Below are 14,142 nucleotides of genomic sequence, written 5' to 3' on the forward strand. Positions count from 1 at the left end.
TTACGCATTCCCTGACGGAAAGCCGCTTCGCATTTTTCCTGGAAATGCTCTAATCCTGCTCCAGCATCAGCGTTGCCAAGGGCGGCAAGGTGATGGTGGCTGTTATCGCTCCTGACTGATCCTTTTGTGCCTGAACGGCGCCGCCGTTGCCCTTGCCACTCCCCCCATAGATTTCCGCGTCGGTGTTCAAGATTTCCTTCCAGCGACCCGCGACCGGAAGCGGGATCGTGTAGTTTTCCCGATAGACGGGTGTGAAATTGGTGATGACCGCGACGAGCTTTTCACCTGGCGCGTTGCGCAGCCAGGCAAAGACCGAATTGTCCCGGTCGTCGGCGACAAGCCACTCGAAGCCGTCGCCTTCGCAGTCGCGCGCATGCAGCGCCGGCTTCGAGCGATAGGTACCGTTGAGGTCGCGCACCAGTCGCCGCATGCCTTCGTGCAGGTGATATTCCAGCAGGTTCCAGTCAAGGGCACGCTCCTCCGACCATTCACGCCACTGCGCAAACTCCTGCCCCATGAAGAGCAGCTTCTTGCCGGGGTAGCCCCACATGAAAGCGTAGTAGGCGCGCAGGTTGGCGAACTTCTGCCAGTCGTCGCCGGTCATCTTGGCGATCAGCGAACCCTTGCCGTGGACGACCTCGTCGTGAGACAGCGGCAGCACGAAGTTTTCGCTGAAGGCGTAGAGCAGACCGAAGGTCAGGTCGTTGTGGTGGTGGCGGCGGTGGATGGGCTCGCGCGACATGTATTGCAGCGTGTCGTGCATGAAGCCCATGTTCCACTTGAAACCGAAGCCAAGACCGCCGGCATGGACCGGGTGCGACACCTTGGGCCAGGACGTCGATTCCTCGGCGATCGTCAGGATGCCCTTGTGGGAGCCGTAGATTTCGGTGTTCATCGTCTGGAGGAAGCGGACCGCCTCCAGGTTCTCGTTGCCGCCGTACTCGTTCGGCACCCATTCGCCATGCTTGCGCGAGTAGTCGAGGTAGAGCATCGAGGCGACGGCATCGACGCGCAACCCGTCGACATGGAACTTCTCCGCCCAATAGAGCGCATTGTTGACGAGGAACGACAGCACTTCCTGGCGACCGAAATTGTAGATCGCCGTGTTCCAATCAGGATGAAACCCCTGGCGCGGATCCTCGTGCTCGTAGAGCGCGGTGCCGTCGAACCAGCGCAGCCCGTGTTCGTCGGTCGGGAAATGCGCCGGCACCCAGTCGAGGATGACGCCGAGGCCGACCTTGTGGCAGCCGTTGACGAAACGCGCGAAGCCTTCCGGCTCTCCGAAGCGCGCCGTCGGCGCATAAAGCCCGGTCGTCTGATAGCCCCAGGACGGGTCGTAGGGGAATTCCGAGATCGGCAGGAACTCGATATGGGTGAAGCCCATGTCGACGCAGTAGGGGATCAGCCGGTCGGCAAGCTCGTCCCAGGAGAGCATGTCGCCATTGTCGCGACGTTGCCACGAGCCGGCATGCACCTCGTAGATCGAGATCGGCTGGCGGCGGGCGTCAGTCGATGCCCAATGGGCGCGGTGCGCCTCGTCTTCCCAGACCTGCGCGATCTCAGGCGTCGTCACCGAGGCGGTGTTGGGCCGAAGTTCCGAGCGGCGTGCGAAGGGGTCCGCCTTCAGCGGCAGCAGGATACCCTGGCGGTCGAGGATTTCGTATTTGTAGGCAAGGCCCGCCTCGACGCCGGGGATGAAGATCTCCCAGATGCCGGTGTCGGTCCGCAGCCGCATAACATGGCGCCGCCCGTCCCAGTCGTTGAACTGACCGACCACCGAAACGCGCTTGGCGTTCGGGGCCCATACGGCGAAATGGTAGCCTTGAGCGCCTTCATGGTCGATCGGATGGGCGCCCATCCTGTCGAACAGCCGGAGATGCGAGCCTTCGCGAATGTAATAGTCGTCCATCGGCCCGAGCACGGGCCCGAATGAGTAGGGATCGACGACGATCCACTCACCGCCGTCGTTGCGGGCGCGATAGCGCACCGGCTGGATCTTGCGCAGCGAGACCGGACCCTCGAAGAAGCCCGCGTCGTCGCGCCGCTCGAGGGTTCCGACTTCCTTGCCGCCCAGCGTTTCCGCAACGACGCTGACGGCATCCGGGATGAAGCAGCGGGCGACATAGTTCTTCCCCGCCGGATGTACGCCAAGAACGGCAAAGGGATCGTCGTGCGTGCCCGAAAGAATGGCCGCAATGGCCGGCATTGACAGCAGGGCTGAGGCTGCGGGTTCCGGGTCCTTGCCGGCCGAAGGGGTCATCCGGCTCTCCAAATTTCCCCGGCATATTGCCGGATGGTACGATCGGACGAGAACCAGCCCATGCGCGCAGTGTTGCGCACGGCCTGCGAATACCACGCCGACGGTGTCGTCCACAGCTGATCGATTTCACGCTGCGCCCTGGCATAGGCTTCGAAGTCGGCCGCGACCATGAACCAGTCGTGATTGTAGAGGCCATCGACGAGGCTGGTGAAGCGGTTGCGGTCATCGGGCGAAAACACGCCCGAAGCGATCGCCTGCAACGCCTGCGACAGCTCGCGGGAGCCCTCGATGATGGCGCGCGGATTGTGGCCCTCGGCACGGGCATTCGTCACTTCCTCGGCCGTCAGGCCGAAGATCTTGATGTTTTCCTCGCCGATCCAGTCGCGCATTTCGACATTGGCGCCGTCGAGCGTGCCGATCGTCAGCGCGCCGTTCAGCGCGAACTTCATGTTGCCGGTGCCCGACGCTTCCATGCCGGCTGTCGAGATCTGCTCGGACAGGTCGGCAGCGGGGACCATGATCTCGGCCAGCGAGACGTTGTAGTTTGGTACGAAGACGATCTTGAGGAGACCGCGGACGGCCGGGTCGTTGTTGACCACGCGGGCGACGTCGTTGGCCAGTTTGATGATCAGCTTGGCGTTGTGGTAGCTCGGCGCCGCCTTGCCCGCGAACAGCTTGACACGCGGCACCCAGTCGAGCTCGGGATGCGAGCGGATCTGGTCGTAGAGCGCCACCGCCTCGATGATGTTGAGGAGCTGGCGCTTGTACTCGTGTATGCGCTTGATCTGGATGTCGAACATCGCCGAAGGGTCGAGCCTGATGCCGAGACGGCTTTGCACGAGCTGCGCCAGCTTCACCTTGTTTGCGCGCTTGACCGCGGCAAAGTGCTCCTGGAAATCCGGCTTGTCGGCAAAGGCGTCGAGCGCCTGTAACGCCTCGGTATTGTCCATGAACTCGTCGCCGATCGCCTCGCGGATCAGGTTGAACAGGCCGGGATTGCACTGCATCAGCCAGCGGCGCGGGGTGATGCCGTTGGTCTTGTTGTTGATGCGATCAGGGTAGAGCCTGTGCAGGTTGGCAAACACCGTTTCCTTCATCAGCTCGGTGTGCAATGCCGACACGCCGTTGATCGAGTGGGAGCCGACGAAGGCAAGGTTGCCCATGCGCACCCGGCGGTCGCCGCTTTCGTCGATCAGCGAGATGCTGCGGATCTCCTCGTCGGTGGCGCCCTTCTGCTTGCGTGCCTCAATCAGGATCTTGGCGTTGATCGCATAGACGATCTGCATATGGCGCGGCAGCAGGCGTTCGAACAGCGGCACGGGCCAGCTTTCAAGCGCTTCCGGCAGCAGCGTATGGTTGGTGTAGGAAATGGTTCGGCGGGTGATATCCCAGGCCTGTTCGAAATCGAGGCCGTGCAGGTCGGTCAAGAGCCGCACCAATTCGGCGACCGAGACCGCCGGATGTGTGTCATTGAGCTGGATCGCGACGGCATCGGGCAGCGAGGTGAAATCAGGATATTGCTGCAGGTGCCGGCGCAGGATGTCCTGCAGCGAGGCGGACGAGAAGAAATACTCCTGGCGCAGGCGAAGCTCCTGGCCGGCCGGTGTGGCATCGGCGGGGTACAGCACGCGCGTCAGGCTTTCTGCCTTGTTGCTTTCGCGCAGCGCGCCGATGTGGTCGCCGGCATTGAAGGCATCGAGCAGGATGGGGTCGATCGGCTGTGCCGTCCAGAGCCTGAGTGTATTGACGCGTTTGGCGCGCCAGCCGACAGCGGGGGTGTCGAAAGCGGTGGCGATCACACGCTCGGCCGGCTTCCAGACGAAGCGCTGGATCTCCTCGTCGACATTGGCGGTTTCGACAACGCCGCCGAAGCCGATCTCATAGGAGCTTTCGCGCCGCTCGAACTCCCAGGGATTGCCATGGGCAAGCCAGGTTTCCGGCAGCTCCACCTGCCAGCCATCGGCCATCTGCTGGCGGAACAGGCCGTGCATGTAGCGGATGCCGTAGCCATAGGCCGGAACGTCCACGGTCGCCATCGATTCCATGAAACAGGCTGCAAGGCGGCCGAGACCGCCATTGCCGAGTGCTGCGTCGGGCTCGAGCAGGGCGATGACATCGATATCGACACCGAGCGAGGCGAGCGCATCGCGCATCTCCTCCATCAGGCCGATATTGGTCATGGCGTCGCGCATCAGCCGGCCGATGAGGAACTCGAGCGAGAGATAATAGACGCGCTTGGCACCCGTCGCGTAGGTCTTGCGAGTCGAATCCATCCACTTGTCGGTGATGCGGTCACGCACCACGAGGATTGCCGCGGTCAGCCAGTCGTGCGGCTTGGCGACCTTCGGATCCTTGCCGATGCGGTACTTCAATCGCTCGAGGATTTCGACTGCCAGCTGGTCGGGTTCAGAAGAACGAAGTGCGGGCTGCGGCAGTTCGTTGGCGGAAATCTTGTTCATCATCAGAACTGTCTTACCCTTTTGCGTTGGGAGGTCGCAGGCCGGAACCGACCGGGGATAGGCAATTTATGCATCGATCCGAAGCGCTTGCAACAGCTGTTTTTAAAAGGATTAGAATTGCCTGAATAGAAGGGACACGCGACGAAGGGCCATGGCTTTGACGGTCACGCGAACGAAAAATGCCGCCCGGTGGGGCCGGGCGGCATAATGGTGCGCGCTTTTGTTTGTTTACTTGGTCAGGCGGGTCGCCATGGCCGAAGCTTTCTCACCGATCGCCTTGAAGGCGGCGATCAGGTCGGCCGTGTTCTCGGCCTTGAAGTAATTGGCTGTGGTGGTGGCGCAATCGCTAAGCAGTTTCTGTCCGCGCGCGGGTGCCATGAAGGCTACCGTATAGACTTGGACATTGTTCTTCCTTGCTGTTGCGCACGTCGCCAGCGTTTTCGTGTCGTCGCTGCTGTTGTTGTTGTCACCGTCGGTCATGAAGACGATGTACTTCGTCGGAACTTGCTTGTTCTTGGCCTGGTGCAGCTCGTCCTCTTTTGGGTCCGTGACCTTGGCGTAAGCGGTTGCGAACGCCGCTGCCGATGCCGTACCACCGGTTGCCACTAGTTTTTTGACATAGGCCGCAGTATCGGCGGTGCCCCATGCCAGCTTGCCGGCAGTGTCTTGAGACGAATTGTAAGAAATTGCCGCAGTCCGGACATAGATTTGATCAGGGTCGGCGGTGTTGAGTTGGGTAACCAGATCGGTGACGGCGCTTTTCAGCGCCATGATCTTTGTGACGCCTGAGACGTTGGTTTTCTCCGCCATCGAGCCGGAACGGTCGAGCACGAGATACATCGACAGAGCGTTCTTCGTTTCGGTTGCGCTTTCGGCAGTTGCCCGAGTCTCGATCTGCGTCCATTTCTGGCCGAGCAGCCGCGTCATCGCATTGAACTCGATAGTGCGTTTGTTGACGATCGAGACTTTGAAGGTCTTGCCCGTCGCGCCGTTGCTGCCCTCGAGGATGTCGACAGTCGCTTCGTCGGTAGGAGGCGCGTCGTTAGATGCCAGGTCTGGCGATGCTGACTTGAATGCTACATCGCCGGTGCCGCCGGATTCGTCCCAACCGTCACTAGCGCTGCCTGCCGACTGGGCCTTCAGGAAATTCAAAGCAATTTCCTTGGCTTTTTCCGGTGTCTCGTTCTTCTTGGCCACCAGTGCGGACGCTGCCGCCAATGCTGCTGCGTCGGCCGCGTCTTGCATCTGGTTCTTCATCGTCACCATGTTCGCCAGGTCGATGGCAACACCACCGGCGGCAAGTATCAATGGCGTTGCCAAGGCCGCCATCATGCCGAAATTGCCGCCACGGTCCTTCAGCATAGCCATGAAGGACCGGTTGATCGTGGATCGTTTTCCCATCTCTGCACACCCCGAGGAACACGTTGCAAACTTGAGGGGACATTAGCGGGGATGACTTACGATATTGTTCAGGCGATCGATTCAATTTTAGCGGAATGCAGGAAAACCAGTGGTTACAGCGGGTTCCGGCGACCGGGGAGTGTCTGAAAACGGGAACGTCGTGTCTCAAATCGGGTCAGGTGACCGGAATGACGTCAACCGCCTGTTCGGTCTTCTGCCCGCCATAGCTCTTCAGCACGCCGATGACGGGTGCAACGTCGCCGTAGTCGCGGCCATGGCCTACGACGATATGGTCCGTTCCGGCCGGGATATTGTTGGTCGGATCGAGTTCCATCCAACCGGCGGTGGTGCCACACCAGATGCGAACCCAAGCGTGCATGGCGTCAGCCCCTTCCAGGCGCTCCTTGCCGGCCGGAGGGATTGTTCTTAAGAATCCGCTAACATACCCGGCAGGAATGCCGAGGCTCCTGAGCGCCACGATCATCACGTGGGTGAAATCCTGGCAGACACCGCGCTTGAGTTCGAATGCTTCTGCCGGTGTCGTGTTCACCGTTGTCGCCTCGGCATCATAGACGAAATCCCGGTGGATGCGCGCGCAGATCGCGGTGGCGATCTGGCGGATCGTCATGCCGGGGGTGACAACGGCTTGCGCGTAGGCCGCAATCTCCGGGACCTCTGCCAGAAGCGGGCTCGGGCCGACGAAATGATGCGGCGCGTCGGGGTCGACGGACCAGCAGGCCGCCAATTCCGTCGGCAAGCCGGACAGATCGGCCGAAAAGTCCGCCGTCAACGGCAGCGGCTCCACCTGCACACGCGCCTGCATGCGGATGACGAGGTCGTCATGGGCGGAGCGAAACAGGATCGCGGTAAACGGGTTGGCGAAGAAATCGACGCTTTCGGAGCGTTCCGCCGGCATCGGGTGGCAGCTCAGAGAGCCGACGACAAGCCGCTGCCGACCGGGTAGCGTCGCCGGCATGACGCGCACCAGATGGCGCCCGCCGGATACCGGCACTTCGTAACCGTAGGTGATCTTCAGGCTGATATCGTAGAGCATGGGCGTGTCCTGCCGGTCAGCCGAGATAGGTGTTGGCGAGAATGTTGGAGAGCGCTTCCAGATCCCGCTCCAGCCTGTTGTAGACGCCGAGGTTCATCGCCTCCGGTGTCATGACGGCAAGCCCGGAATGCAAGCGCATCGCCTCGCGGTAGAAGGGTGACATCTGGCCGTTGACATAGGCGTTCGGCAGAAGCTCCACCTCGGTCTTGATCTCGTTCAGCTGGTAGAGCACCGAGCGCGGGTTGAGCGGGTCGAGCGCCAAAAGGTCGGTCACGGTGAGTGCCGCGGTGTTGACGTTGTAGCGCCGGCGGTGGGTCATGACGCTGTCGCCGATCTCAAGCAGCATGTCGTAGGCGCCATCGGGCGCGTCGGGGCCGGACATATGCCCGAGCAGCCGCGTCATGTGCAGGCCACGCTCGATGTAGCGGCCGATCGACAGAAAGCGCCAGCCAGTGAAGCGGTACATGTTTTCGTGCACGAGACCGGCAAAGCCGGCAAGCTTTCGCAAAAGCACGGTCATGGCGCGGGTGGCGTCGTCGCCCGACTGCACGGTCGCATGGAACTTTCGTGCCGTCTGCGACAGGTCGTTGAGCGCCAGCCAGCCGTCCGGCGAGAAGCGGTCGCGGATGTTGCCGGCGCTGAAAAGAGCGCTCGATACGTTGGCAAGCAGGCTGTCGGGTACCGCCTGGCGGGTATCGATATCGAGGGCCGCGAGATAATCGGTGACGTCCTGGAGCAGCGGCAGGCTCGGGTCGGCAGTCTCGGCAAACCGGCCATGCCAGGCGCGCAGGATACGCAAAGCCCCTTCCGCCCGCTCGATATAGCGGCCGAGCCAGAACAGGTTGTCGGCAGCCCGGCTCGGCAGGCTACCCGGCATGTTGCGGGTGAAGCTTTCCTCGGCCGGCAAAAGGGTGGTGCGTTCGACCGGCCGGTCGCTGACGATCCAGACGTCGGCCGCCGTGCCGCCGGCCTGCATGGCGATGGCGGCAACATCGTCGCCAGCGCCGATGCGGGCAAAGCCACCGGGCATGATCTGCCAGCCGTCGCGGGTGCGGGCGGCAAAGACGCGCAGGCTCATCGGGCGCGGCGTCAGGCGACCGCGCACCCAGGCCGGCGTCGTCGACAGCGTGACCGCCTCCTGGCCGACAAGCTTGCCGGCCTCGGCATCGAGCCAATCGGAGATCGATGCCTTGTCCTTTTCGCCCAGCGACGCTCCGAGCACCGACTGGCCGTTGTCGTCGAAGAAGGGCCGCGTCGCATAGGCCGGGCCGATGACCATGCGCTCGATATTGGCGGCGACCTCTGCCCGCTCGGATGTCTGGCCACACCACCAGGTGGCGATCGACGGCAACTTCTGCTCCTCGCCGAGCAGATGCCGGCAGATGGCCGGCATGAAGGCGAGGAAGGCGCGTGTCTCGACGATGCCGGAGCCGAGCGCATTGACGATCGCGACGGAACCGGCCCTCAGAGCTTCGACGATGCCGGGGGTGCCGATGTGCGACGACTGGTTCAATTCCAGCGGATCGGCGAAGGCGGCGTCGAGGCGCCGCCAGAGCACGCCGACCGGCTTCAACCCGGCGACCGTGCGCACCATCACCCGGCCGCCGACGACAGTCAGGTCTTCGCCTTCCAGCAGCATGAAGCCGAGATAGCGGGCGATATAGGCATGCTCGAAATAGGTCTCGTTGGCGATGCCCGGCGAGAGGACGGCGATGCGATCGTCCGGATGCAGCTTGCGCGCCTGCAGCGTGTCGCGGAAGGCGCCGAAGAAACCGGCGAGGCGATGCACATGCGTTTCGGCATAGAGATTGGAGAAGGCGCGCGTGGTGGCGACCCGGTTTTCCAAGGCGAAGCCGGCACCGGAGGGCGCCTCCGTGCGGTCGGAGAGGACCCACCAGTTACCGTCAGGCCCACGGCCGATCTCGAAGGAGATGAATTGCAGGAAATGGCCATCGGCCGGTTTGACGCCGACGAGCGGCCGGAGAAAATCGGGGTTGGAGGCGATCAATGCCGGCGGTAGCAGGCCTTCGCGCACCAGCCGGTTTTCGCCGTAGACGTCGGCGACCACCTTCTCCAGAAGTTCTGCGCGCTGGATGAGACCCTGTGAGACGGTCGCCCATTCGTGCTCGTCAATGAGGACCGGGATATGCGACAGCGGCCAGCTTCTCTCCGAGCTGTCCTTGCCGCCATAGACCCGATAGAAGACACCGGCGTCGCGCAGGTAGCGGTCGGCGCGCGCGAAGCGATTGGCGAGATCCGTTTCGTCGAGCCGGCCAAGCGTCGAAAGCAGCCGCTGCCAGACGGGCCGCACATTGCCGTGCGCGTCGAGCATCTCGTCGGCGATGCCGGGAAGTGCGCGGTAGCCGAAGACCGGATCGTCATCGATGCCCAGCCGGCCTGCCGCTGCTGTCTGCTTCTTCGCCATTTACGCTCCTGGCGGACGCCTGAGATCAAGCGTCATCGGAAATTCCATCGACGGGCTCTCCGGATGAAGCAGGTAGCCTCCCGGGGTGTGGCCCCAGGGCTCGAACCGCGCCAGTCGCCGCGCTTCTGCCTCGTTGCCGTTGACCGGAAATGTCTCGTAACTGCGCCCGCCCGGATGGGCGACATGGTAGACGCATCCGCCAATCGCCCGATTCGACCATGTATCATAGATATCGAATGTAAGGGGAGTGTTCACGGGCAAAACCGGGTGAAGGCCGGCGGCCGGTTGCCAGGCCTTGTAGCGAACGCCGGCAACGGCGCTGCCATTGGCGCCGGTCCTGGCAAGAGGCACGGGGCGGCCGTTGCAGGTGACCGTGTAGCGCTCGGGATTTGGCGTGTCGAGCTTGACCTGCAGCCGCTCGACGGAGCTGTCGACATAGCGCACGGTGCCGCCGATCGCGCCCTGTTCGCCCATGACATGCCAAGGCTCCAGCGCCTGACGGATTTCCAGCTTGCCACCCTCGTATTCGACCTCGCCGCAGAACGGAAAGCGGAACTCGAGCTGGGCTTCGAACCATTCCGGCCGAAGATCGAACCCGTGGGCGCGCAAGTCAGCGAGCACCTCGAGGAAATCGTGCCAGACGTGATGCGGCAGCATGAAGCGGTCATGAAGTGCGGTGCCCCAGCGCACGAAGCGGCCGTCGAGCGGGTGTTTCCAGAAGCGAGCGATGAGCGCACGCACCAGCAGCTGCTGGGCAAGCGACATGCGGGCATTGGGCGGCATCTCGAAGCCGCGGAATTCGACGAGGCCGAGCCGGCCGGTCGGGCCATCTGGCGAAAACAATTTGTCGATGCAGATTTCCGCGCGGTGGGTGTTGCCGGTGACGTCGACGAGCAGGTTGCGGAACAGCCGGTCGACCAGCCAGGGCAGCGGCGGCGGCGTTGCTGAACCGGGCAGGGGCACCTGCGCGAGCGCGATCTCCAGCTCGTAGAGTTGATCGTGGCGGGCCTCGTCGATGCGCGGGGCCTGGCTCGTCGGCCCGATGAACATACCGGAGAACAGGTAGGAGAGCGCCGGATGGCGCTGCCAATAGAGGACGATGCTCTTCAGCAGGTCGGGCCGACGCAGGAACGGGCTGTCATTGGGATTGGCACCACCGACGACGACATGATTGCCGCCGCCGGTGCCGGTGTGGCGACCGTCGATCATGAACTTGTCGGCGCCGAGCCGGCTTTGGCGCGCCTCTTCATAGATCGCCGTGGTGATATCGACGCACTCTTGCCAGTTGGCGGCCGGATGGATGTTGACTTCGATGACACCGGGATCGGGGGCGACGCGGATGACATTGATGCGCTCGTCATGCGGCGGCGCGTAGCCTTCGATATGAAGCGGCAGACCGAGTGCGGCGGCCGCCCGTTCGGTCGAAGCGATCAGGTCGAGATATTCCTCGATGCTGGTCGTCGGCGGCATGAAGACGCAGAGCCTGCCGTCGCGCGGCTCGACGCTGACGGCGGTGCGCACCAGCCCGGCGATTTCGTCGCGTGGCTGCGGCTGCGGGGTTTCCGGCACTTCCGATGCCTGGAAACGCGAATGCTGCGGACGAGTGCTGGTTTCTCCGAAATCCGGCAGGTCGTCGCGCGGAACGGTCGGGTCGACCGGATGGATATAGGGATAGGCGGACGGAGCGACATAGGGCAACGCGCCGAGCGGCAGGCGATAACCGACGGGGCTGTCGCCGGGAACGAGGAAGATGCGGCCGCGGCGCGTCTGCCATTTTTCGCTCATCCACCTTACGCCGGTGGCCCGAGCGTTCCAGGCCTGCACCGGCAGCACGTAGCCGGTCGGTGCCGTCAGGCCGCGCTCGAACACGCGGGCCATGCGGCTGCGCTCCTCCGGGTCCTTCAGCTTGGAGTTGGCGGGATCAACGTTGTCGGGAAGGTTCGCCTCTTTGAGCAACCAGTCGGCTGGATCTTCGAAAGCCGGCACGACCATGTCGGTCGGCACATTCAACTCAGCCGCCACCCCATGCAGCAGGCGTTCGGCGTCCTCCGCCGTCACCTCATGCCGCCCGTTCTCCTCGGCAATGAGATCGGCCTGACTCCAGATCGGCACGCCGTCCTTGCGCCAGTAGAGCGAGAAGGTCCAGCGCGGCAAGCTTTCGCCCGGATACCATTTGCCCTGGCCGTAGTGCAGGAAGCCGCCGGGCGCGAAGCGTTCGCGCAGCCGGCGGATGAGGATATCCGCCTTCTCGCGTTTGGTCGGTCCGACAGCCTCGGTGTTCCACTCCTCGGCTTCGAAATCGTCGATCGAGACGAAAGTCGGCTCGCCGCCCATCGTCAAGCGCACATCGTTTTCGGACAGGACCCGGTCGACATGCTCGCCGAGCGCGTTGAGCGCCTGCCAGCTTTCGTCGGAGAACGGCTTGGTGATGCGCGGATGCTCGGCGACGCGCGAGACCTTCATATCGAAGGCGAAGTCGGTGCGGGTTTCCGGATCGCCGAAGAAGCCGCCGGAAATCGGCGCGGCGTTGCGGTAATGCGGCGAGGCGGCCAGCGGAATATGGCTTTCGCCGGTCAGAAGGCCGGAGGTCGGGTCAAGCCCGACCCAGCCGGCGCCCGGCAGGTAGACCTCAGCCCAGGCGTGCAGGTCGGTGAAATCGTGCTCGGTGCCGGACGGTCCGTCGAGCGCCTTGAGATCGGGCGCCAGCTGGATGAGGTAGCCCGAGACGAAGCGGGCGGCAAAACCCAGATTGCGCAGGATCTGGACGAACAGCCAGCTCGAATCGCGGCACGAGCCCCTGGCAGAGGTGAGCGTCTCCTCAGGCAGCTGGACGCCGGGTTCCATGCGGATGACGTAGCCGACTTCCTGCTGGAGCCGGGCATTGAGGCCGACAACCATGTCGATAGTCCGCTGTCGAGAGCGGTCGACGGTCGCCACGAACCCAGACAGCGCCGGCCCCATCGGCTCCGGCGTCATGTAGATCTTCAGGTCGTCGATCAGGTCCTCAGGGTAGGCGAAGGGCCAGTGCTCGGATTCTTCTTCGATAAAGAAGTCGAAGGGGTTGTAGACGGTCATGTCGGCGACCAGATCGACTTCGATCTTCAGCTCGGTGACCGGCTCCGGGAAGACGTAGCGAGCGAGGTAGTTGCCGTAGGGGTCCTGCTGCAGATTGACGAAGTGATTGGCGGGCGAAACCTTCAGCGAGTGGCTGATGACCTTGGTCTTGGAATGCGCCGCCGGTTTCAATCGGATGATCTGCGGTGAAAGCCTGATCGGGCGGTCATAGGTATAGTGGGTCAGGTGGTAGATACTGGCCTTGATCGACATACCGGATTTTGTCCCCTTGATGGCAGGTCTCATACCAACGTCAGCTGATATTGCCCCCATTCTCGGGAAGTTTGTGCAATGCGAAGAGAGAAAGCAAGCGTGAAAGACGGCGCCGGATTTCTCCGGCGCGTCTATCGTCACGGCCGGAAGATCACACGGCCGGCGGGTTCAGGCGGGCAAAGCCTTCCTGGAGGTGATAGGGGAAGTGCGGGTAGGCGGGCGTCTTCCGGCTTGCTTGGTCGAGCCGCGCAATCTGCTCGGCGGTCAGCGACCAGCCGACAGCGCCGAGGTTCTGGCGCAGCTGCTCTTCGTTGCGGGCGCCGATGATGACGCTCGACACCGTCGGGCGCTGCAGCAGCCAGTTGATGGCGATCTGCGGGATGGTCCTGCCGGTCTCACTCGCCAACTCGTCGAGCACGTCGACGATATCGTAGAGCTGGTCGTCATCGACCGGCGGGCCGAACGAGGCGGTATCGTGCAGGCGGCTCCCTTCCGGCCAGGGCTGGCCGCGTCTGATCTTGCCGGTGAGACGCCCCCAGCCGAGCGGGCTCCAGACGAGCGCGCCGACGCCCTGGTCAAGCCCAAGCGGCATCAGCTCCCATTCATAGTCGCGCCCGACCAGCGAATAATAGACCTGGTGGGCGACGTAGCGCGGATAGCCGTGCTTTTCCGCGGCAGCGAGCGACTTCATCAGCTGCCACCCCGCGAAATTGGAAACGCCGACGTAGCGCAGCTTGCCGGCGCGCACCAAGGTATCGACCGTCGAAAGCACCTCTTCGACCGGCGTGCCGGCATCGAAGGCGTGCAACTGCATTAGGTCGATGTAGTCGGTGCCGAGGCGGCGCAGGGCATCGTCGACCCCCTTGATCAACCGCGAGCGCGAGGAACCGGCATCGTTCGGACCATCGCCCATCGGCAGCGACATCTTGGTGGAGATCAAAACGTCATTGCGCCGTCCCTTGATGGCCGCGCCGAGCACCTCTTCGGAGGCGCCGTCGGAATAGACATCAGCGGTGTCGAACAGATTGACGCCGGCCTCGATGCAGATGTCGACAAGACGGCGTGCCTCCGCGTTGTCGGAGTTGCCCCAGGCGCTGAAAAGCGGGCCCTTGCCGCCGAACGTTCCGGCGCCAAAACTCAGCGCGGGAACCTTCAATCCGGACGATCCAAGCCGTCTGTATTCCATCATTCGAACTCCTCATTGCGTTCATGCCTG

7 protein-coding genes are annotated in these 14,142 nt (G+C 63.1%); all 7 read right to left on the reverse strand.

What is annotated here, in order from left to right; translation table 11 throughout:
* Positions 1-49: 49 nt before the first annotated feature.
* On the reverse strand, positions 50-2,260 hold the full coding sequence (gene glgB / locus ABIE33_RS09725; RefSeq protein ID WP_429124297.1) for a 1,4-alpha-glucan branching protein GlgB: 2,211 nt from the start codon (positions 2,258-2,260) through the stop codon (positions 50-52).
* Positions 2,257-4,719 (reverse strand): glycogen/starch/alpha-glucan phosphorylase, encoded by a 2,463-nt coding sequence (locus ABIE33_RS09730; protein WP_429124709.1) that lies wholly within the window; start codon positions 4,717-4,719, stop codon positions 2,257-2,259. Before ABIE33_RS09730 ends, glgB begins: the two co-directional genes overlap by 4 nt.
* Before the next feature lie 228 nt (positions 4,720-4,947).
* Positions 4,948-6,120, reverse strand: coding sequence for a vWA domain-containing protein (locus tag ABIE33_RS09735; protein WP_429124299.1), 1,173 nt, complete (start codon positions 6,118-6,120; stop codon positions 4,948-4,950).
* Between the two features lie 175 nt (positions 6,121-6,295).
* Positions 6,296-7,174 (reverse strand): transglutaminase family protein, encoded by an 879-nt coding sequence (locus ABIE33_RS09740; RefSeq protein ID WP_429124301.1) that lies wholly within the window; start codon positions 7,172-7,174, stop codon positions 6,296-6,298.
* A 16-nt stretch (positions 7,175-7,190) separates the two neighbouring features.
* Entirely contained in the window at positions 7,191-9,599 is a 2,409-nt protein-coding gene (locus ABIE33_RS09745; RefSeq protein WP_429124302.1) for a circularly permuted type 2 ATP-grasp protein, read from the reverse strand.
* Positions 9,600-12,926, reverse strand: a complete 3,327-nt coding sequence (locus ABIE33_RS09750) for a DUF2126 domain-containing protein (protein ID WP_429124304.1) — start codon at positions 12,924-12,926, stop codon at positions 9,600-9,602.
* A gap of 151 nt (positions 12,927-13,077) precedes the next feature.
* Entirely contained in the window at positions 13,078-14,112 is a 1,035-nt protein-coding gene (locus tag ABIE33_RS09755) for an aldo/keto reductase (protein ID WP_429124710.1), read from the reverse strand.
* Positions 14,113-14,142: the final 30 nt, after the last annotated feature.

This window comes from Ensifer sp. 4252 (assembly GCF_050434565.1).
In the GTDB taxonomy this organism is placed as follows: domain Bacteria; phylum Pseudomonadota; class Alphaproteobacteria; order Rhizobiales; family Rhizobiaceae; genus Ensifer.

Excerpts from the sequence above, each read along its gene's own strand:
- ABIE33_RS09755 (WP_429124710.1), bottom strand. The coding sequence starts at position 14,112 with ATGGAATACAGACGGCTTGGATCGTCCGGATTGAAGGTTCCCGCGCTG.
- ABIE33_RS09735 (WP_429124299.1), bottom strand. The coding sequence starts at position 6,120 with ATGGGAAAACGATCCACGATCAACCGGTCCTTCATGGCTATGCTGAAG.
- ABIE33_RS09730 (WP_429124709.1), bottom strand. The coding sequence starts at position 4,719 with ATGAACAAGATTTCCGCCAACGAACTGCCGCAGCCCGCACTTCGTTCT.
- ABIE33_RS09745 (WP_429124302.1), bottom strand. The coding sequence starts at position 9,599 with ATGGCGAAGAAGCAGACAGCAGCGGCAGGCCGGCTGGGCATCGATGAC.
- ABIE33_RS09740 (WP_429124301.1), bottom strand. The coding sequence starts at position 7,174 with ATGCTCTACGATATCAGCCTGAAGATCACCTACGGTTACGAAGTGCCG.
- glgB (WP_429124297.1), bottom strand. The coding sequence starts at position 2,260 with ATGACCCCTTCGGCCGGCAAGGACCCGGAACCCGCAGCCTCAGCCCTG.
- ABIE33_RS09750 (WP_429124304.1), bottom strand. The coding sequence starts at position 12,926 with ATGTCGATCAAGGCCAGTATCTACCACCTGACCCACTATACCTATGAC.